This window comes from Burkholderia sp. AU4i (assembly GCF_000466765.1).
Taxonomy (GTDB): domain Bacteria; phylum Pseudomonadota; class Gammaproteobacteria; order Burkholderiales; family Burkholderiaceae; genus Burkholderia; species Burkholderia cepacia.
Window position 1 is genome coordinate 22,928 of sequence record NZ_ASSI01000042.1, and the last position, 20,538, is coordinate 43,465.

General features: G+C 67.5%; 19 protein-coding genes. 10 read left to right on the forward strand and 9 right to left on the reverse strand.

Features of this window, described 5'->3' with window-relative positions:
- Positions 1-46: 46 nt before the first annotated feature.
- Positions 47-727 (reverse strand): alanyl-tRNA editing protein, encoded by a 681-nt coding sequence (locus tag L810_RS08765; RefSeq protein ID WP_021158008.1) that lies wholly within the window; start codon positions 725-727, stop codon positions 47-49.
- A 35-nt stretch (positions 728-762) separates the two neighbouring features.
- Complete coding sequence (locus tag L810_RS08770; protein WP_021158009.1) at positions 763-1,782, reverse strand: sterol desaturase family protein; 1,020 nt, start codon at positions 1,780-1,782, stop codon at positions 763-765.
- A gap of 94 nt (positions 1,783-1,876) precedes the next feature.
- Between L810_RS08770 and L810_RS08775 the strand changes: the two genes are divergently transcribed.
- On the forward strand, positions 1,877-2,923 hold the full coding sequence (locus tag L810_RS08775; RefSeq protein WP_021158010.1) for an AraC family transcriptional regulator: 1,047 nt from the start codon (positions 1,877-1,879) through the stop codon (positions 2,921-2,923).
- A gap of 84 nt (positions 2,924-3,007) precedes the next feature.
- Complete coding sequence (locus tag L810_RS08780; protein ID WP_042973829.1) at positions 3,008-3,313, forward strand: hypothetical protein; 306 nt, start codon at positions 3,008-3,010, stop codon at positions 3,311-3,313.
- A gap of 35 nt (positions 3,314-3,348) precedes the next feature.
- Here L810_RS08780 and L810_RS08785 read toward each other — a convergent pair whose 3' ends face one another.
- A complete protein-coding gene (locus tag L810_RS08785; protein WP_021158012.1) occupies positions 3,349-3,645 on the reverse strand; it encodes a hypothetical protein in 297 nt (98 codons plus the stop codon).
- A gap of 464 nt (positions 3,646-4,109) precedes the next feature.
- On the opposite strand from L810_RS08785, the gene L810_RS08790 reads away from it, so the two are divergent.
- Positions 4,110-5,678, forward strand: coding sequence for an EAL domain-containing protein (locus L810_RS08790; protein WP_042973830.1), 1,569 nt, complete (start codon positions 4,110-4,112; stop codon positions 5,676-5,678).
- An 85-nt stretch (positions 5,679-5,763) separates the two neighbouring features.
- Here the strand turns inward: L810_RS08790 and L810_RS08795 are convergent, their stop codons facing one another.
- The 4 genes from L810_RS08795 to L810_RS08805 all read right to left on the reverse strand — a co-directional run bounded on the left by L810_RS08795 (position 5,764) and on the right by L810_RS08805 (position 8,499).
- Positions 5,764-6,684: a hypothetical protein gene (locus tag L810_RS08795; protein WP_021158014.1), complete on the reverse strand. Its 921-nt coding sequence runs from the start codon at positions 6,682-6,684 to the stop codon at positions 5,764-5,766.
- Complete coding sequence (locus L810_RS46950) at positions 6,681-7,055, reverse strand: hypothetical protein (protein ID WP_021158015.1); 375 nt, start codon at positions 7,053-7,055, stop codon at positions 6,681-6,683. Before L810_RS46950 ends, L810_RS08795 begins: the two co-directional genes overlap by 4 nt.
- A 315-nt stretch (positions 7,056-7,370) precedes the next feature.
- Positions 7,371-7,868 (reverse strand): hypothetical protein, encoded by a 498-nt coding sequence (locus tag L810_RS46955; RefSeq protein ID WP_021158016.1) that lies wholly within the window; start codon positions 7,866-7,868, stop codon positions 7,371-7,373.
- 256 nt (positions 7,869-8,124) lie between these two features.
- Positions 8,125-8,499: a nuclear transport factor 2 family protein gene (locus L810_RS08805; protein ID WP_021158018.1), complete on the reverse strand. Its 375-nt coding sequence runs from the start codon at positions 8,497-8,499 to the stop codon at positions 8,125-8,127.
- Between the two features lie 103 nt (positions 8,500-8,602).
- Here L810_RS08805 and L810_RS08810 point away from each other — a divergent pair, with 103 nt between their 5' ends.
- From L810_RS08810 to L810_RS08825, 4 genes are all read left to right on the forward strand, one after another.
- Positions 8,603-9,583 carry a LysR family transcriptional regulator gene (locus L810_RS08810; RefSeq protein ID WP_021158019.1) on the forward strand — a complete coding sequence of 327 codons (981 nt, stop codon included), beginning with the start codon at positions 8,603-8,605 and terminating at the stop codon, positions 9,581-9,583.
- Between the two features lie 185 nt (positions 9,584-9,768).
- Positions 9,769-12,165, forward strand: a complete 2,397-nt coding sequence (locus L810_RS08815) for a DNA polymerase II (protein WP_021158020.1) — start codon at positions 9,769-9,771, stop codon at positions 12,163-12,165.
- A gap of 157 nt (positions 12,166-12,322) precedes the next feature.
- Complete coding sequence (locus tag L810_RS08820) at positions 12,323-12,646, forward strand: DUF4148 domain-containing protein (RefSeq protein ID WP_021158021.1); 324 nt, start codon at positions 12,323-12,325, stop codon at positions 12,644-12,646.
- Positions 12,647-12,754: 108 nt separating this feature from the next.
- Positions 12,755-13,882 carry a J domain-containing protein gene (locus L810_RS08825; RefSeq protein ID WP_021158022.1) on the forward strand — a complete coding sequence of 376 codons (1,128 nt, stop codon included), beginning with the start codon at positions 12,755-12,757 and terminating at the stop codon, positions 13,880-13,882.
- A 71-nt stretch (positions 13,883-13,953) separates the two neighbouring features.
- Here L810_RS08825 and L810_RS08830 read toward each other — a convergent pair whose 3' ends face one another.
- Both L810_RS08830 and plcR read right to left on the reverse strand, forming a co-directional pair.
- Positions 13,954-15,330: a pectin acetylesterase-family hydrolase gene (locus L810_RS08830; protein ID WP_021158023.1), complete on the reverse strand. Its 1,377-nt coding sequence runs from the start codon at positions 15,328-15,330 to the stop codon at positions 13,954-13,956.
- A gap of 66 nt (positions 15,331-15,396) precedes the next feature.
- Complete coding sequence (gene plcR, locus L810_RS08835) at positions 15,397-16,122, reverse strand: phospholipase C accessory protein PlcR (RefSeq protein WP_021158024.1); 726 nt, start codon at positions 16,120-16,122, stop codon at positions 15,397-15,399.
- 430 nt (positions 16,123-16,552) lie between these two features.
- On the opposite strand from plcR, the gene L810_RS08840 reads away from it, so the two are divergent.
- From L810_RS08840 to L810_RS08850, 3 genes are all read left to right on the forward strand, one after another.
- Entirely contained in the window at positions 16,553-17,779 is a 1,227-nt protein-coding gene (locus L810_RS08840) for an amino acid deaminase/aldolase (protein ID WP_021158027.1), read from the forward strand.
- Between the two features lie 64 nt (positions 17,780-17,843).
- Positions 17,844-19,256, forward strand: coding sequence for a D-arabinono-1,4-lactone oxidase (locus L810_RS08845; RefSeq protein ID WP_021158028.1), 1,413 nt, complete (start codon positions 17,844-17,846; stop codon positions 19,254-19,256).
- Positions 19,253-20,437: an MFS transporter gene (locus L810_RS08850; RefSeq protein WP_021158029.1), complete on the forward strand. Its 1,185-nt coding sequence runs from the start codon at positions 19,253-19,255 to the stop codon at positions 20,435-20,437. Before L810_RS08845 ends, L810_RS08850 begins: the two co-directional genes overlap by 4 nt.
- Positions 20,438-20,538 lie beyond the last annotated feature (101 nt).

A 20,538-nucleotide genomic window follows, 5' to 3' on the forward strand; every position in this document is an offset into this window, starting at 1 on the left:
CGGATCGGCGACGGCGCTCAACCGGCCCGGCATGCACTTCCGACGCTCACGCAACCCGACCGCCCCCCTGCCCGCTGAGCATCCCGGGCTCGACCAGCATGACCTCGATCCGCTCCTTGCCCTTCCCGGTATTCCGGCGCTTGAGCGTCAGCATGCCGATCTCGCCGGTCGACGCCGGATGCGTGCCGCCGCACGCCATCGTCGCGAAGCCGTCGACCGTCCAGAAGCGGCGTTGCGCGTCGACATCGCTGAAGCCGGTCACGATGCGCAGGTCGCGCATCGACAGATCGGCCGCGGCCGATTCGATCTCCGGAAGCAACGGCGACAGGCTCGTATCGCTCGCGAAGTCGATGCGTGCCTTGTCCTGCCCGATATGCGCGCCGATGCGCTCGATACCGGGCCGGAGCCGGTAGACCAGTTGCAGCACCATTTCCGCCGCGAAGTGCAGGCGCATCAGCCGGTACCGGCGCACCCAGTCGATGCGCCAGGTCACGCGATCCCCGACATTCAGCAAATGATCGTGCGGCAGCGTGTAGACGATGTCGAGACCCTGCTTTTCGGCGCGGATGACCTGATAGCCGCCGAGCGAACCCGCGTCGCTTTCCTGTCCGCCCGAAAACGCGAAGAAGATGGTCGCGTCCACCTGCACGCGTTCGCCGTCGACGTGCGTGACGACGGTATCCAGCGTGGTCCGGTAGGGATCGTCCCAGAATACTTTCTGCGTCATTGCCGCCACGCCTTTCGCCGAGAAAAGCACGCAGGTTAGCCGGATCGCGTCGGGGTGGCTTGTACGATCTTGCGCCCTTGCGCCGGCGCACCGTCCTCAGCCATGGCACGCGCTGCAGTCGCGGTATCTTCTTCACCCTTGCGTTCGACGCTCCACGTATGGATCGGCCGATGCCCCGGCCGCTCCCATTCGGGCGGCATCCACAGATGCTTCAGCCGCTGCAGGATCGGCCCCGGCGCGAATACGTCACGCCACATGTCGACGAATTCGTGCAGGTTCAGAACCAGGAAGTTGTACGAACGAATCTGCTGCGTGATCCCGTAGTCGACCGGCTCCGTTTCCTCGACGTAGGTGCCGAACAGGCGATCGAGGACGATCAGCACGCCGCCGTAGTTCCTGTCGATGTAGCGCGGATTGCGGCCGTGATGCGCGCGATGGTTCGACGGCGTGTCGAACACGTACTCGAACCAGCGCGGCAGCCGCCCGATCGCTTCGGTATGCACGAAGTACTGGTACACGAGATCGACCGCGAGCAGGAACAGCACGACCGCGGGCGGGATGCCGAACCACACGGGCGGCAGGTAGAACAGGAACACGCCGACGAACGCGTTCAGCAGAGACTGCCGCATCGCCGTCGTGAAGTTCATCACTTCACCGCTGTGATGCGGCACGTGCGCGGCCCAGAACCAGCGCACGCGGTGCGACGTGCGATGAAACCAGTAGTAGCAGAATTCCACGACGACGAAGATCGGCACGATCGTGAGGCCGTTCACCGGCACGTCGAACAGCCGGTGCCGGTAGACCCACGCGAAGATCGCACCGGTGAACAGGAGCCCCATCATGGTCTCGGCCACCTGATAGCCGGCGCCGAGCGACAGGTTCGCGACGATCTCCTTCCAGCGAAACGGCTCGCGGCGGCCGCGCCCGGTCATCACTGCGTATTCGATCGCGAACGCGATCAGGAAGACCGGCGTCATGCCGATCAGCAGCACCTGCTTCCAGTCCACGTCGTTACCCAGGAACGCATGGAGCCACGTCATCAACTCGGTCGGCATGTTCGCAGCCTCGATCAGGAACTGCCGGGCAGTATGGTCGCGCGCGGGTCGCTCCGCGTTGACACTTGCCGACGATTACTTGACACTTTCCGCCATGCCCGCCGCCTCCCCGCTATCGACGCAGCGCGTCTACTACTCGAGCACCTACGTGCGGCTGCTGTTCGACTATCTGTCCGAGCAGGGTAAAGACGCCGCATGCGTGCTGGGCGAAGCGCGGCCGCCCGAGGACGACCGCGGGCTCACGCTGTACGCGAGCGCGCACTGGCGGCGCCTGCTCGAATGCGCGGTGCGGGCGCTCGACGATCCGCTGCTCGGCCTGCACGTCGGCCAGCGGATCACGCCGGCCCATCTCGGCGCGCTCGGCTACGCGCTGCATGCGTGCCGCGATGCCGGCGCCGCGCTCGCGCGCTGGCAGCAATACGAACACCTGATCGCGAACGTCGCGCGCATGGAAGTGCGGGTCGAGGCGACGTCGGTCGCGATCGAATGGCACGATGCGCCCGAGCCGCTCGGCCCGCTCGTCGACGAAGTCGCGCTCACGGCCATCGTCCAGTTCGCACGCAACATCACCGGCACGCGTGACGGGCCCGACGAAGTCTGCTTCGTGCACCCGTCGCCCGGCGACGATCGGCCGTACGTCGACTACTTCGGTTGCCCGGTGCGGTTCGGCCAGCCGGTGAACCGCCTCGCGTTCCCGCTGCACCTGCTCACACAGCCGCTGCGCCAACCGGACGACGCGCTGCTGCAGATGATGGAACGCCAGGCAAGCGCGCTGCTGGCCGAGTTGCGGCAGACGGACGATCTCGAACAGTCGGTGCGCGAAGCCGTCGCGCGCCTGCTGACGCATGGTGAAGCGAGCATCGAACAGATCGCGTCGGACCTGCATGTGTCGTCGCGCACGCTGCATCGGCGGCTTGCCGAACTCGGGCTCAACTTCCGGACACTGCGCGAGGACACGCGGCGGCGGCTCGCGATCGACCACCTGAACGATCCGCGGCTGACCCTCGCGGAAGTCGCGTGGCTGCTCGGGTATTCGGAACACAGCGCATTTACGCGCGCCTTTCGGCGCTGGACCGGCGAATCGCCGCAGCAGTGGCGCAGCCGGCAGCCCGCGCGGACGGCGAGCGTCGCCCGCGGCTGAGCGCCACTGAGCGCAGTGCACAACCGCGCCGCCCACGAACTCGCGTCCACCCGCGCGGTCGAACGAGCATCGCCGGAGAATCCCATGAAACGCGTTGCCGCTGTCGCTATCCTGACCCTGCTTGCCGCCGTCAGCTTGCCGGCGGCCGCCGGTGCACCATCCGGCAGCGCCGGGCCGGTTCCCGTTGAAATGCATGCGAACAACTGCGTGCCCTCCCGCAGCGCCACGCCCGACGCGCGCTCGCCGTCGAAGGCGCCGCCGATCCGCGTATGCGTCGGCGATTCCAATACGCAACTGAACCTGCCGTGGTTCCTGACCGATGTGCTCACCGCGGTGGACACGCACCAGTCGGGCGGTGACCTGCTGCGCAAGATGCGCGACGATTTCTGAATCGCGGCCCGCGCGACGCGCGGGCACCGCATCGTTCACTCATCTTGGGACGCCTGCAACACCTGCGTGAACGTGCCGACCATGCCGGCCCACATCGCGGGGTCGGCAATGCTGCGCAGCAGCGCAAGCGCTTCCTTTCGTTCGTCTTTCGAAAGCGGACCATCTGCGCCGCGGATGGTGTTGTAGCGCGGCGTGCCGCGCGACGCGAGCGCGCGATCGAGCACGTAATCGCGGGCCTGCCCGTTCACGTCGATCCGGATCCACAGCGAACCGCCGTCGGCTGCGGCTGCACCATCGGTCACGATGACCGTGGGCACGGTATTTTCTTCCATCCCGAAGCTCCGGCGAGACATGCGACCGTATCGCGCGGCGACCGAACGCGGACCGCGGGCAAGTCGGCAAAGACAGCATCCCGAAAGAATGTTTCCTGTCGAGACACAATGACAAAATTACACCAATTGTTGAATAACAATATTTCGTAATCTCTCATCACATCTTATACTTGCCGCGCACCATCCTCGTGCCAAGAGACGGTGTTTTTTCGTCCCGGCCGCAAGACCATGCGGCCGGGGTTTTTTCGGTGTGCTCCGCCAGTTCATATGCGCCGAATGCGCATGTTCATGGAGGCAAGCCTCGGAATGAACGGCCCATTGCGACGCGGCGGTCACGGGTGTCCGTCGCGATCGTAGGATCGATCGCATCGAGATGGCGGCGCGCATGACGCAGGCGTGCCGTCGATGTATCGACCGGTACGACTTGCCTCTCCCAACACACAACACCAAAGGCGACCGCGGGAATGTCGGCGTTCACGCCAGGCTCGAAACCAGTGTTCCAGCGCAGCGGCGCGTGGCCGCGGGTCGTCTTGTTCGTCGCCGTTATCGTTTGCGTACTCGTGCCGGCCTTCGCGATCGCGCTTGCCGACCGCTATGCGCGCGATACCGTCATCGAACATGAACACGTCGTGGCGAACGACATCGTGGCATCGGTCGACCGCATCCTGGACGGCGCGCGCCTGCGACATGTGGACGAACTCACCGCACTCGTCGGGCGGCCATGCTCGGCGGTATTCCGGACGCTCGCCGAGATAGGCACGCGCCTGCGCTACCTGCGCGCCGTCGCGCTGGTGTACGACGGCCGCGTCATGTGCTCGTCGGCGCTGGGGGCAATCGACTTGCCGCTGGGCGCGTACACGCACGAGCCGGAGCCGGGTTCGACGCTCGTCACGCTGCTGCGCCAGACGCCGTTCCAGCAGGGCATCCCGGTGCTGCCCGTGTTTTACGCCACCGCGCCCGGCGCGGGCGTGCTCTACCTGGTCGAGGGTGACTACGTGGCCGACGCGCTCGCGCACGGCGCCCGCTACGGGACGGAAACCGCGACGCTGTCGATCGCGGGCTCGGGCCATCTCGATCAGTACGGGAAGTTCGCGCCGGAATCGGCAGCGGAACCCGCACGCGGCAGCACGATCGTGTCGCCCCGCTGGCCGTTCACGGTGTCGGTTGCGGCATCCACGCGCTACGCGTCGCAGGTTCGGCACCACTATCGGCTGATCGGCATCACGATCGTGCTGCTGGCGGATGGTCTCGTGATGGCGGCCTACCTGCTGGCGATGGCACCGCGCCGGCTGCTCCTGAAGGCCGTGCGCAACGCGCTCAGGCGCGACGAACTCCATGTCGTGTACCAGCCGATCGTCGAGGTCGGGACGCGCAGGACCGTCGGCGTCGAGGCGCTGCTGCGCTGGCAGCATCCGAAGTGGGGGGCCATCAGCCCGGCGGTGTTCATCCCGCAGGTCGAATCGAGCGCGGTGCTGCCGAAAGTGACCGAATTCGTGCTGCGGACCGCCGTGTCGGAACTCTCCGCGCTGACGCCGTCAACGCCGCTGCGCATCGCCGTCAACATCGCGCCGAAGGATCTCGAGCGCACGCGGTTCGTGTCGATCGTCGAGGATGCGATTCGCGCACTGCCGCCCGGCTTTACGCTGGTGCTCGAAGTCACCGAGCGCATCCTGCTCGAGAAGAACGCGCGGACCACCGCGATCTTCCATGCGCTGAGAGCGAAAGGCGCGAAATTCGCGATCGACGATTTCGGCACGCATCACAGCAATCTCGACATGCTGTCGCGTTTTCCGTTCGACTACGTGAAGATCGATCGCCAGTTCGTCTCGCAACTGAACGGCGGCAGCGCGGGATTGATCGAGGGGATCGCGTCCGTCGCGCATCACTACGACCTGAAGATCATCGCGGAGGGCGTGGAAACGGAAGCGCAGCATCGCGCGCTGCAGACGGTCGGGATTCAGTATGCGCAGGGGTATCTGTATCAGCGGCCGCAACGGGCAGAGCACTTGAAGCGGGATGTCGCGTGGGTGTAGGGCACGTGCGCCGATGCGCACGCTGCCGAATCGCCGCGGGTCGTCTTGTCGCGCACGCGGATCACGCCATATCCGCTTGCGGGTTTCACGCCGACGGCATGCCTTGCGACGGTCCGGCGGTCTCGCGACGCACAGCGGCATAGAACACGCGGAACCACACCCAGTAGGCCGCGCCGGTTCCGGCGAGAACGACGACCGGCATCATGCCGGACATCAGGCTGGCTATTCCGAGCACGTCGCCCACGAGGCGCAGCACCGCATAAGCCAGCAGCAGGACCGATACCATCGACGCAAGCGACGCCCCCAGCAGACGCCGGACGTGCAGCCGACCGAGATCGCGAGGCAGGCCGAGCATCGCGCCTGCGAAGACGATCGCGGCGGGCACGACGATCCCCCCGACGTAGTTCAGCATCACGAGCTTGAGATCGTCGTCGAAATGGTCGAGCAGGATCATCACGGCCTGCGTCATGAAAAGCAGCAATACGCTGGCAAACAACCAGGCCGCGAGACCCGCAATGCGCCGCCGCGCATTGCCGCGCGGCGCCCCGGGCAACGCGTCGTTGCGAAACAGGTGGGTGACGAACCACCACGCAAGCCAGGCGACGAGCGCATAGAGAACGGCATTCACCGGCGCGATGAGCGTCACGATGTGCGTCAGGCTGAGAGAACCACCGCGCAACATGCCCACGAGCGCCTGGAATACCAGCACCTGCGCGGCCTGCCAGACCAGCAGGCATAACGCAAAGGCCGTCAGCGGCAACGCGGGGCGACGGAATGCGAGCTGATCCCGGTACTCTCCGTGCCAGCGGACGATCAGGAACACCAGGCCGCTTCGAAACACCAGGCTCCCGATGAAAGTGGACAGTTGCACGGCCAGCATATTCACGGACGGCGAAGACTTCGTCGACCACACGTAGAGGCCGATCAGAAATTGCGCCGTGGTGATGACCGCCGCGATGAGCGCGGCGATACCGGGTAAGGAAATTTGCCGGGAGGAGGCGTTCATGGGGAGTCCGAGGTAAATGGGTTCATCGGCAATGCGTGCGGCGCCGCACTTCCAGGCAAATCGAACAGCCACGCCCTCCCTGCAGCAACAGGACGGCCGGGCATCCGCCGGGAGAATGCGCGTGTGCGTTTCGTGTGGTGCTTCCGGGCAACGACCCACGGCCCCGACCGGGGCGACGCACCGGTTGCGACCGTTTCCGGCGAACCGGCTGCACGGCCAAGACCCTCGAGCATGTCGCGCAGAAGGGCCCGCCCCGGCAACCCGAGGACGAGCGACAGCGAGCCGAATTCAATCGGGATCGGTGGATGCGTGCGGTTTTGCGGTCGATTGCCTTCGCTCATGTCGAGCGACAGGCCGGTCGACTGCGGCATGGAGGCTTTCACCAGCGGCGACTGGAAACGAGGCAGGCGAAGTCAGGTCGGCATGCGTCATGCGCTCCCACGCAGCTCGCGATGTGTCGGCACGTCATCGCGACCGAAGCAGGACTGCCCGGCCCTGCGGTGGCGAATCGGAGCACGATTGCCGGGCCGGAAATTGAACGCGACAAGCGATGCTTGCCGAGCCGGCCGTTCCGCAATTGCGTCCATCATGCGGTACGCATTCATGGCGCCTCTCTCAGAATGATGTTGTTCTTGACCGGCGATTCTACGAACGATGGTTCCGTGACGTCAATCGGGCGGGATTCATCAGCATGCCGGCGGATGATCGGGATCGGACACGCATGTGTCCCGATAGGCGTCGTCGACGGCACGCAGAAACGCCTTCCGTCCGTTCTCCAATGCCGTGGCCGTGTGCGCGTCCGGCGGGACGGGCATCACGCGGCCATCGGGCGACATCGAATAGCCGAGATCGACGAACGCATCGTCCGGCGCGCGCTTCGTTCCGATCCAGTAGCCGATCGAAACCGAGCTGGCAACGCCGGTCGCGCCGTTGTAACCCACTTCGAATCGTCCGGCCTTGAAGATGCGCGGCCTCATTTTTTCCGCATAGGACAGCACTTCGGCAACCGTTGCGCCATCTTTTGTCCGATGCTGCCTGACCGCCTGTATCCAGTTGGCTTCCGTGGTCGCCGGCAGTGCCTTCACTTTCGGGGAAGCGCATATCGCACGCCCGCTTCCACACAGGCAGGCCGCAACGACGACACAGCCGGCAACACGTGCGACGCGATCAATCGCGAGTTTCATTCAATGATCCTTGACGGGTTCAATCGAGCCCGAATCTTACGATCATCGACCGGATGCCGGAACGGTATCGCGCCTCCCGCGCCGGCGCAGCCCCGCGCAAGCGCTGAAATCGGCCGCCCGGGCATCCACGACGAGCGGATATCTTGACGGCGTTCGAGCAGGGTCCCATTACGGATTCCCCCGTCGATGCCGAGACACCGCATTTCGTTGACGCAAAAAAAACCGGGAACCCGATGCGCATCTGCCGTGCGCCGCTTCAGTCGAACGTACGCACCACGGCGGACGCCTTGGTTGCGATCAACCAGCTGCCGTCCACCTTGTGGATGACGAAGTGATCGTTGAACAGCCGGTTGCCGATTCGCACCCGCACCGTAGCCGTTGAAAGGCCGTCCGACACATGCGCCATCGAGAGGATCGCCTCGTCCCTGGGCGCGCCGGTCGATCGCGGACTCGGCCTCCCGTTGATGAGCGCCGCATACTCGTGCGACGCCAGCGTGCGAAACCGGCCTTCATCGAGCCACTGAATCACGCAGCTCGGGTGAAAAACCTTGTCGAAGTCGCGGCTCTTCGGCTCGTAAGCCAAATTGAAGTAGTCGTCGATCAATGCGACTACGGCCTGGGTCTGGGTCATGGCTGGCTTTCCTCGATAGTGAACCGCTCGTATAGTGAGCGATCGCCCCCGCCGTCGGCTACGGCGACCCGGTTATCGCTGCCATTACAGGAACACATGGATCATGGAAGACCTCGACGGAGGACTGGTAAGTGGCTTGCTTGTCCTTGCGGCCCTGGCCGAATCCGGGAGCTTCGGTCGAGCGGCCTCCCGCCTGGGCAGGACCCAGCCCGCGGTCAGTCGCGCGATCCAGCGACTGGAGGACCGCCTGCGCGCGAAGCTCGTGCATCGCACCAGCCGGCACGTCGAAGTGACGGACGCGGGCCACGAACTGTTGTCGAAGGTGCTGCCGTTACTGCAGGGGATCGAGGAGGCGACCGCCGGCACTTCCGGCCAGGCCTCGGTCGCCAGCGGCACGCTCCGTGTGGCGTGCGATGCCGCATTCGCCCGCCTTGTGCTCGCACCGGAGCTGGCCCGGTTCATGAAGGAACACCCCGCTCTGCACCTGAAGCTGGAGACCCGGAACGACCTCTCGGACCTCGTCAGCGACGGCTTCGATCTCGCCATCCGCTTTGGCCCCCCATCCGTTTCCACCTTGGTCTGTCGAAGGCTGTACAGCCCACGGGTGCTGACGGTGGCCGCACCGTCCTACCTCGAGCGACGCGGCCGGCCGGGGTCGCCGCAGGATCTGGTCGACGACGGCCACGAATGCATCCTGGCCATCGACCCGGCTACCGGCCGCCCCTTCGACTGGGAATTCTGGCGTGACGGCGAAAAAGTGAAAGTGGCCGTAACCGGCAGCCTGACCGTCACGGATGCGGGCACCAAGATCGGCGCCTGCGTTGCAGGCTTCGGGATCGCCCAGGTGATCGACCTCGGAATCGACACGCACCTGCGTGCCGGCACACTGGAGCCGGTGCTGACCGACTGGTGCGACGAGACGTTCCCGCTTTACGTCTACTACCCCAGCCGGAACCACGTTCCGGCCAAGGTGAGAACGTTCATCGACTTCGTCGTCGGCATGATGCCCAGGTTGCAGTCCAATGACTACGGCGCGTGCCGGCAACCGCCATCCGCCGTGCTCGAAACGCTGCGTCGCGAGTAGTCGCCTTCTTTCCGTCGCGCGCCGGACGTCAATCGCGTCGAAAAACCCGAACGCGAGCCGGCACGCGGAAGATCGCGCATCGCGCGCCGGCTTCCTGCCACCTGTTGCCACGCACACCACCGTCGGCACGGCCGCCATTCAAGCGCTAAAATCCGCCGCCTGGGCATTCACGACGAGCAAGCGTTTTGACGGCGTTCGAGCAGGGTTTCATCCTCACCCGCCACTGGCGGGACACCGCATCCGGCATCGAGATCGAGTTCTGGCTGGCAACCGAACACGGTCCGCGCCGCGTGCGCCTGCGCCCGCAGGAAGCCGTCGCGTTCATCCCCGCCGAACAGCAGGCGCTCGCTGAACGCACGCTGGCCGGCGAGCACGACGCCGAGCTGCGCCCGCTCACGCTGCGCGATTTCCGGCAGCGCCCCGTCGTCGGCCTCTATTGCAAGCGCTATCGCCATCTGTCCGGGCTGCAAAAACGCCTCGCCGCAGCGGGCGTCGACGTCTACGAAGCCGACGTGCAACCACCCGACCGCTACGCGATGGAACGCTTCATCACGGCATGCGTGCAGTTTCGCGGCCGGCCCGGCCGCGACGGCACGCTGACCGGCACCGAGCTGAAATCCGCGACCGGCTATCGCCCGGCCCTGCGCTGCGTGTCGCTCGACATCGAAACCAGCGTCCACGGCGAGCTGTATTCGATCGCGCTCGAAGGCTGCGGGCAGCGGCAGGTCTACATGCTCGGCCCGCCGAACGGCGATGCAAGCAGCGAAGCGGGCAACGACGCGGGCACGCGGGACTTCGACCTCGACTATTGCGACAGCCGCGCCGCGATACTCACGCGGCTCAACGACTGGTTCGAAACACACGATCCCGATGCCGTGATCGGCTGGAACCTCGTGCAGTTCGACCTGCGCATCCTGCATGCGCATTCGGAGCAGTACGGCGTGCCGCTGAAGCTCGGGCGCGGCGGCAGCGTGCTCGACTGGCGCGCGCACGGCCAGCAGCCGGATCACTTCTTCGCGGGCGCGGCCGGCCGGCTGATCCTCGACGGCATCGACATGCTGAAATCCGCGACGTGGACGTTCCCGTCGTTCAGCCTCGAATACGTGTCGCAGGCGCTGCTCGGCGAAGGCAAGTCGATCGACAATCCGTACCAGCGGATGGACGAGATCCAGCGCCGCTTCGATCACGACAAGCCGGCGCTCGCACGCTACAACCTGAAGGACTGCGAGCTCGTCACGCGCATCTTCGACAAGGCGGACCTGCTGTCCTTCGCGCTCGAACGCGCGAGCGTGACGGGCCTCGCGGCCGATCGCACCGGCGGGTCGGTCGCGGCCTTCACGCACCTGTACCTGCCCCGCATGCACCGGCTCGGCTACGTCGCGCCGAACCTCGGCGACGTGACCGGGCAAAACAGCCCCGGCGGCTTCGTGATGGATTCGCGCCCCGGGCTGTACGACTCGGTGCTCGTGTTCGACTACAAGAGCCTCTATCCGTCGATCATCCGCACGTTCCTGATCGATCCGGTCGGGCTGATCGAAGGGCTCGCGAATCCCGGTGACGACGCATCGGTGCCCGGCTTTCTCGGCGCGCGCTTCTCGCGTGCCGCACACTGCCTGCCCGATATCGTGCGCCGCGTGTGGGAAGGCCGCGACGATGCGAAGCGGCAGCGCAACGCGCCGCTGTCGCAGGCGCTGAAGATCATCATGAATTCGTTCTACGGCGTGCTCGGCTCGACCGGCTGCCGCTTCTTCGACCCGCGCCTCGCGTCGTCGATCACGATGCGCGGGCACGAGATCATGCACCGCACGCGCGAGCTGATCGAAGCGCAGGGCTACGAAGTGATTTATGGCGATACCGATTCGACGTTCGTGTGGCTCGGCCGCGCGCACGACGACGACGAAGCCGGCGCCAAGGGCCGCGCGCTCGTGGCGCACGTGAACCGCTGGTGGCACGCGCACCTGCGCGACCAGTTCGGGCTCGAGAGCGCGCTGGAACTGCAGTACGAGCGGCACTACCGCCGCTTCCTGATGCCGACCGTGCGCGGTGCGGAAGAAGGCAGCAAGAAGCGTTACGCGGGCCTCGCGGCGGCGGCCGACGGCGGCGAGGATCTCGTGTTCAAGGGGCTCGAAACGGTGCGCACCGACTGGACGCCGCTCGCGCAGCAGTTCCAGCGCGAGCTGTATCGACGCGTGTTCAGCCGCGAGCCCTACCAGGATTTCATTCGCGACTACGTGCAGCGCACGCTGGCCGGCGAATTCGACGACCAGCTCGTCTACCGCAAGCGCGTGCGCCGGCCGTTGCGCGAATACGAGCGCAACGTGCCGCCGCACGTGCGCGCGGCACGGATCGCCGACGAGTTCAACCACGCGCAGGGCCGGCCGCTGCAATACCAGCGCGGCGGCTGGATCAGCTACGTGATGACGACGGCCGGCCCCGAGCCGCTCGAGACGATGCGCTCGCCGATCGACTACGCGTTCTACCTGAGCCGCCAGCTGCAGCCCGTGGCCGACGCGATCCTGCCGTTCCTGCGCGACGATTTCGAACGCGTGATCTCCGGGCAGGGGCAGTTGTTCGGCGACTGACGACGTGGCGGCATGGCCGCACGCCCGTCGCCCGTCGCCCACTGTGGCGCATTCCGGAAACACAGTTCACCCGGAATCGGCATTTATCCCGCCGGCATGGATTCCTAAACTTGCTTCGTCGGTTCGGTGAACCGCCACGCAACCGTCTGAGGAAATCATGAAATCGATCATCGCCACCGTCGTCGTCGCCACCGCTGCCGCGACTGCCCTGCTCGCCGCTCCGGCCGTGTCGTACGCGCAGTCGTCGCACTCGACGCTCACGCGTGCGCAGGTACGCCAGGAACTGTTCGACCTCGAAGCCGTCGGCTACGACCCGGTCGCCAGCAACGGGGACAACTATCCGGGCGACATCGTCGCCGCGCAGGAGCGCCTGACTGCCAAGCGTCTCGCGGAACGCAACAACGCCGCTGCCGCCTATGGGCCGGGCGGCACACCGGGCACGGACTCGGGCGCACCTGCGGTCGCCGCGCCGCGGCCGTAACGCGCTGGCGGAAGTGTCGGCGAAGCGGGCCGTTCCGCGCGGCGGGCCGCACATCCGGCTAGAATACCGGCCTGCTGCGCGTCCTGCCGCGGCCGGAGGACATTCACCATGACCGCACGACGCGGTGCCGCGGTCGTCATTGCGCCCGGCCACGAGACAGCCAGCCTGTCGAAAGCCCAGAAGACGTTCAATACGCTCGTCCAGCAGATCGAAGCGCGGCGCGAACGTCTCGGCGCATGGGACGCCGTGACGCCGGCCTTCCACAAGAAATTCGTCGACGGGCTGCTGCCGCTCGAGCAGGCGGCGACGGCGTTGCGGATCAGCTTGCTCAACCGGCTCGACGACGCGTTCCTGCAAAAGGGCTTGAGCAAGGCCGAGCAGCGCACGCTGTCCGACGTGATCGCGAACATGGCGCGCGACCTGCTCGACGTCAGCGACGACGCGCAGTTGAAGATCCTCTACAACCGGCACCGCGCATCCGGCGACGACGACCGCACGGCAGCCGATCGCGCACGGCCGAAGCAGGCACCGGAACCGGCGCCCGCCCCCGCGCAGGAAGACGATCTCGACACGCTGTCGGCCGACGAACTCGCCGAGCGCATGCAAGCCGAGCTGGACGAACAGTTCAGGCGCGACATGGCCGAGCACGAGGCCCGCGAGGCGCAGCGCGCGAAACGCAAGAAGGCGCCCCGGCAATCGGCGGCGCAAGCGAGGCGCGAAGCCGAGCAGGCCGAATCGAGCAAGTCGATCCGCGACGTCTATCGCAAGCTCGCGAGCGTGCTGCATCCCGATCGCGAAACCGATCCGAAGGAACAGGAACGCAAGACCGTGCTGATGCAGCGGGTCAACCACGCGTATGCGAAAGGCAACCTGCTGCAACTGCTGGAACTGCAGCTGGAGATCGAGCAGATCGACCGGCGCGCGATCGACGGCCTCGGCGAAGACCGGCTGATGCGCTACAACGGCATCCTGGAGGAACAGGTGCGCGAGCTGGACCAGGAGATCCGGCACGTCGAGACCCACTTCCGCCGAACCTACGGCATCGCATCGTCCGTCAAGATCGCGCCCGATACGGTCATGCGGATACTGACGCGCGACATTGCCGGCATGCAGCGCAGCAACCAGGACCTGACCATCGCGGTGCGCGAATTCGACGACCCGGACAACGTCAGGGAATGGCTGAAGGACATGAAGCGCCGGCCGGCATCGTCCCGCTTCGACGACGATTCGTACTGAACGCGCACGCCAGGCGCAACGGCGACACGGCGGCGCGGCGCGGGGCAGCGCACCGCGCCTCCGTCACCCGTTCACGCCCGGTGCCCCGAGATCGGCCCCGCTTCGCCGGTCAGGTTGAACACGCTGTCGATCCACGCGAGAAACGTCGAGAACGTGAAATCCGACCACTGCTGCGTGCGGAACGCCTTCATCACCGGCGTCTCGGCCGGGTCCTGCTGGTTCAGCAGGTTGTCGACGAAGGTGCCGATATCCGCGTCGGTGCCGTTCTCGTGGATCCCCGACCCGGTGAAGCTGACCGCCGTTACCTGATGGTTGGCGATGAAGTCGTTGCGCGCCCACGGCATGAAGTAGCCGAAGTTCGGCAACGGGTTCAGCGTCTGCTTCAGCCCGTCCAGCTCCGTCCCGAACATCGCGAGCGACAGCGCGTCCTTCGTCGCGTCGTCCGGCGCAGCGATCACGGCCGGCACGAACGCGCGATAGTGATACGCGGCGATGATCTTGTCGCGCTGGTAGCTGGAAAAACCGAAGCGATCATGCGGAAAGGTCGCCGACAGCGCCGCGTACGCGCTCCCCATGTTGCCGGGGTCGAACCGGCTGGTCAGCCGGCTGTTCACGGTGATCATCCCGTCGGGGCCCGTCATCCCCCACTCGGTGCGCACGCGGTCGTACAGGCCGACCGACGGATGCGTGGCCGCGTCCGCATCGAACGGCGTGTTGAACACCGTGCCGGCGTCGTCGAGCAGCGAACTGTGCGCCTGCGGCTGCAGCGTGTTGCGCAGCGTCGCGTAGTTCGCGAGCGTGCCGTAACCGCCCGCGCTCATCCCGTACACGAGCAGCCGGTTCGGCTTGCCGAAGCCGTGCGACGTCAGCCACTGCGCGACGGCCTGGATGTTCTTCAGCCCGCTGTAGTGCTGCAGGCGCCAGTCGCCGGACGGCGACGTGTAGTTGCGCACCGCGCTGCCCATGTGGATATCTCCGGTGCAATAGGGCACGAAAACCTGTGTCCATTGCTGCGTTTCGACCTTCGGCTCGCCGACGAGAATGTGCGCGAGATCCATGCGCGTCAGCAGCGGCGACAGGAACGACGACAGCAGGCTCTCGTTCGCGGTGCCGTTCATGTAGTTGTGCGGAATGCCGTCCGGATTGAAGCCGCCGAGGCCGGCCTCGGCACCGGTCGACGTCTGCGTGCAGGTGCCGTAGTCCCAGCACGCGCCGCCCGGCTCCATCATGTACAGCAGGTTGTCCGACTGCGCGCGATTGATGTAGAAGCGCATCGGCGTGCCGTTGCCGCACGATGCGCCGGTGCTCTCGGGCAACGTCACTTCGTACCACGAATAATAAGGAACCGATGGATCCGGCATCGTCGTATCGGCCGCGTGACCGTTCAGTGCCGCGCAACCGAGCAGCGCGGCAACGGCCGCGCGCAGCAGGCATCGTGCTGTGGACATCTCCCCTCCTTGTCGATGGACATGACGCGGCCGCCGGGCGGCGCCCCGGCCGCGCGGATTCGGCGCTCAGTGCACGCCGGACGGTGAAGCGCCGTCGAACAGCTGGACGCGCAGCGCCTGCAGGCGTTGCGCGATGACGGCTTGCTGCTGGTCGGGATCGGGAATGCTCGCCTGAACCTGCCGGACGACGTCGCGGCTCTGCTGTTCGTACGAGAGATAGCGCGGGTCCTGCGCCGGCGACGGACCGACCGTCCGCTGCGCATAGGTGTCCCATTGCGCGCGCATCGACCGGATCGCCGCGCCGCGCGTCGCCGGGTCGGCTTCGGTGTCGGTCAGCAGCGCCGCGCTCAGCGCTTCGGCCTGCACGGGCACGATCTCGTTGCGCGCGACGTGGTCGGGAAGTTCGTCGAGAATCCGGCGCGCGAGCGCGTCGCGTTCGGCTTGCGGCAGGCTGTTGCGGCGATCGCCGTAAGCGGCGACCTCGTCGCGGAAGCGCGCGAATGCAACGACGCGCTTCACTTCCGCGTCCGCATCGGGGCGCCCGGCAAGGCTGCGGCGCAGCGCGTCGACGTCGAGCCGTCGCTCCTCGGGGCCCGGTGTCACGACGCCGGTGCCGGTACCGGTACCGAACGCATCGGCCGCGCCGGACCGTGTGCCCGCCGCCGCGACCGGCGTGCCGGACGACGCGGCTTGCGCCGGTGTCGCCGCTTCGTATCGCCAGATCGCAACGACGGCCACGCCGATCGCCGCGATCGCGCCCGTGCGCCGCCAGAGTGCCCTGTTCTTCTTCACGTCGCCTCCTCGTCACGTCATGCCGTTCTTCGCCGGTGCATCCGCGAGTAGGTTCTAGGTCGAATCCGGCATGCAGTCAAAAGCGGCACTAGAACGCGGGCACTAAACCCGCGCGCAGCGGCGATGGCCGGCACGACGTTTGAAACGCATTTCGTTGTCGTATCGGCACGCGCGTGATGTCGAGCGTCGTGCCCGTCCGGCGGTGGTTCGCGCCGGCACGCGCGATGTGCGCCGCGACACCAAGCAAGCAACGATCCACCTTCACGGGGCGCGACGCTCACGCGTGCGCGTGGCCGATACGGATGGCCGGATAAGACCCGTCGAACGACCCGCTGAGCGCTTGGTCGTCATTTTGGCCGGCCCTATGCTGGTTTCCGACACGCGCCGAACGGTCGGCGCGGCACATACCCCACCCAGCCGAGCCCGTTCCATGAGCCGTGCAGACCTTCCGCATCGCGCACCCGCCGCCGTCCACGACTATCCGACCTATCGCGACGCGCTCGCTGGCCGCCGCCTTCCCGCCGCATTCGTCGATCTTGACTGCCTCGACGCGAACCTCGCCGACCTGAAACGCCGGGCGCGCGGCGTGCCGATCCGGCTCGCGACGAAATCGGTACGCTCGCGCGAACTGATCGGCGCGGTGCTCGCCGCCGGCCCGTTCATGCAGGGGCTGCTGTGTTATTCCGCGGGCGAAGCCGCGTGGCTTGCGGACGGCGGGTTCGACGACATCGTCGTCGCCTATCCGACCGTCGAGGCCGACGACCTTCGCGCGGTGGCCGCGCAGCTCAGGCGGGGCCGCTCGATCACGCTGATGGTCGACGCTGCCGCCCAGGTCGACGCGATCGACCGCCTCGCACGCGCGGAAAGCGTGACGATCCCGCTCGCGATCGATCTCGACATGTCGTCCGCGTATCCGGGGCTGTATTTCGGCATGTACCGCTCGCCGGTGCGCGACGTGGCCAGCGCACTCGCCCTCGTGAACCGCATCGGCGAGCGGCGGCACGTGCGGCTCGACGGGCTGATGGGTTACGAAGGACAGATCGCCGGCGTGGCCGACACGGAGCCGGGCAACGGCGCGCGCAACGCGCTGGTACGCCACCTGAAGCGCCGCTCGGCGCGCGAGATCAACGCGCGCCGCCACGCGGCCGTGCAGGCGCTTGCGGCGGCCGGCTACAGGTTGCGCTTCGTGAACGGCGGCGGCACCGGCAGCTTCGAAAGCACGCTGGGCGATGCGTCGGTCACCGAGCTCGCGGCCGGCTCCGGCCTCTACGCGCCGGCGCTGTTCGATCACTATGCGGCGTTTCATGCGCAACCGGCCGCCGGCTTCGCGCTGCCGGTCGTGCGGATTCCGCAGCCGGGCATCGTGACCTGCTCGGGCGGCGGTTATATCGCATCGGGCCCGGCCGGCAAGAGCCGGCTGCCCCGCCCGTGGCTGCCGGCCGGTTGCACGCTGATCGACAACGAAGGTGCGGGCGAGGTGCAGACGCCCGTGCGCGTGCCGCGCGGCGTCGCACCGGCGATCGGCGATCCGATCCTGTTCCGACACGCGAAGGCCGGCGAACTGTGCGAACGCTTCAACACGCTGCTGCTGATCCGCGGCGGCCGCGTGGTCGGCGAGGCGCCCACCTATCGCGGCGAAGGCAAGAGCTTTTTCTAGCGGGCCGCGCGGCCCGTCGTTCAACCGTTCAACTCATTCGATCGACAACCACGGAGACAATGCCATGTGGCGTAACTGGTCGGGATATGTCTGCAGTCCTGATGCAACCGTGTCGACGCCCGCGTCGCACGCCGCGCTCGCGGCGGTGCTGCGCGACGCGGCAGCAACGGGCGCCACCGTGCGCGCGGCCGGCGCCGGTCACTCGTTCTCGCCGCTCGTGCAGACCGACGACGTGATCCTGTCGCTCGACGCGATGCAGGGCGTGATCGACGTCGACCGCGACCGGCGCGTCGCGCGCGTGCATGCCGGCACGCGGCTGTGGGCGCTGGGCCCGGCGCTCGCCGCGCACGGCCTCGCGATGGAGAACCTCGGCGACATCAACGTGCAGTCGATCGCCGGCGCGACCAGCACCGGCACGCACGGCACCGGCATCACGCTCGGCAACCTGGCGACGCAGATCGACAGCCTGACCTTCATGTGCGCGGACGGCAGCGAGATCCGCGCGAGCGCCGACACGCATCCCGAGCTGTTCGCCGGCGGCCGGATCGGGCTCGGCGCGCTCGGCGTGCTGACCGAGATCGGCCTGCGCCTCGTGCCCGCGTTCAACCTGCGCCTCGAGCGCGGCGGCATGCAGCTCGACGACTGCCTCGCGCAGGCGCACGCGCTGATCGCGAAGCATCGCTCGTTCGAGTTCTACTGGTTCCCGCACACGGACACCGTGCTGACCAAGGCGTGGGACATGACCGACGAGCCGGCCGACGCGGTGCACTGGGCGAGCCGCGCGTCCGAGTCGTTCCTCGAGAACACGGTGTTCGGCGCGCTGTGCGGGCTCGGCCGGCGCGTGCCGTCGCTGTGCCCGGCGCTGAGCCGGCTGTGCGCATCGACCGTGTCGGCCGGCCGGCACGTGGATGCGAGCTACGCGATGCTGTCGACGGTGCGCCGCGTGCGCTTCAACGAAATGGAGTGGTCGGTGCCGGCCGACCGCGGCGCCGACGCGCTGCGCGAAATCCGCGCATTCATCGCGCGCCGCAGCTTCCCGCTGATGTTCCCGATCGAATACCGCTGGGTGCGCGGCGACGACATCTGGCTGAGCCCCGACTACGGACGCGACAGCGTACGCATCTCGGCGCACCAGTATCGCGGGATGCCGTTCGACGCGTATTTCTCGGGCGTGCAGGCCATCTGCCGCAATCACGGCGGGCGGCCGCACTGGGGCAAGGTGCATGCAATGAAGGCCGCCGAGCTGGCGGCGTGCTACCCGCACTGGGACGATTTCCTCGCGCTGCGCGAGCGGATGGACCCGCACGGCCGCTTCCTGACGCCGTACCTGCGCACGCTGTTCGGCCTGCCGCAAAGCGCAGGCGCAAACGCAAGCGCCGCTGCTCGCGCCACGCCGGCCCGCCGCGGGACACACCCGATGCACGAAACGGCCGGCGTCGCGCAAGATCGGCCGCGATCCAGCCAGGAGGCCTCATGAGCACAGCCACGCTGCACGCGGCCGCGCAGTCGCGTCCCGATCCGTCGACCGGCGCCGTCGTCCGCCTTGCGCTCGCGTTCGCGGCCGCCACCAACGGCCTGATCCTGTCGCCGTTCCTCGTCGCGGCGGTGATGACGCGCTTCCGGCTCGACGAAGGCACCGCGACCGCGCTCGTCAGCGCCGAGATCCTCGGCATCGCGATCAGTTGCGCGCTGCTGTCGCACCGGATCGCGCGCGCCGCGCGGCCGTTCACGCTGGCCGGCCTGGTCGGCGCGATCGCCGGCCAGGCCCTCAGCGCGGTCGCGCCCGGCATCGTGTCGGCGGCGCTCGCACGCGGGATGACGGGGCTGTTCGAGGGGATGCTGTTCGTCGTCGTCGCGTCCGGCGTGTCGCAGCGCGCATCGACCGACCGCCTGTGGGGGCAAATCAACCTGCTCGCGGGCGTCGTCAACGGCGGCATCCTCGTGCTGATCTCCGCGCTGCCGGCCGCGTGGCTCGGGCGCTGGGTGTTCGCGCTGCTGGCCGCCGTCGTCGCCGTGCTGGCGCCCGCGATCCGCGGCATCGACGCGTTCGCGAGCGCGCCCGCGCAGGCCCGCTTGCGCGCCGGCACGCTGCCGTGGCGGCCGGTGCTCGCGATCTGGGTCGTGACGGCGCTCGTCTATGGCGTGCAGGCGTCGCAATGGGCGATCGCCGGTTTCGTCGGCGAGCGTGCCGGGCTGTCGCCCACGACGATCGGCGTGCTGCTGTCGGTGTCGTCCCTGCTCGGCTTCGTCGGCGCGGCGATTCCGTCGCATCCGGCCAGCCACCGGCACCGCCTCGCGCTGATCTGGGCCGCGCAGCTCGCGATGATCGCGTCGATCGAATGGTTCTTCGGCGCGCGCGGCGGCAGCGCGTACTTCCTGAGCCAGTTCGTGCTGAACAGTGCGTTCTTCGTGATCGTGCCGTTCCTCACCGGCATGCTGTCCGACGTCGACCCGGACGGCTCGCTGGTCGCGCGCACGCTCGTCATCACGTTCTTCGCGGCGGGCATCGGCACCGCGCTGTCGGGCGCGCTGCTCGGCCGCTTCGGCGGCACGCGCGTCGCCCACGTGCTGTGCGTGGCCGTGCTGGCCGCCGCCCCGTTCGTGCGGCTGGCACTGCGCCGCGCGGCACCCGCTGCCGTGGCCGGCGCGGCGCCCTGACCGCAGTGCGCCATGCCGTGGCCGCGACGCACCACGAGAATGGCCGCCGCGGCCTTGGCCCGCGCAAATTTGGCTTTCTACAGTCGTTCCCGACGGCGCGA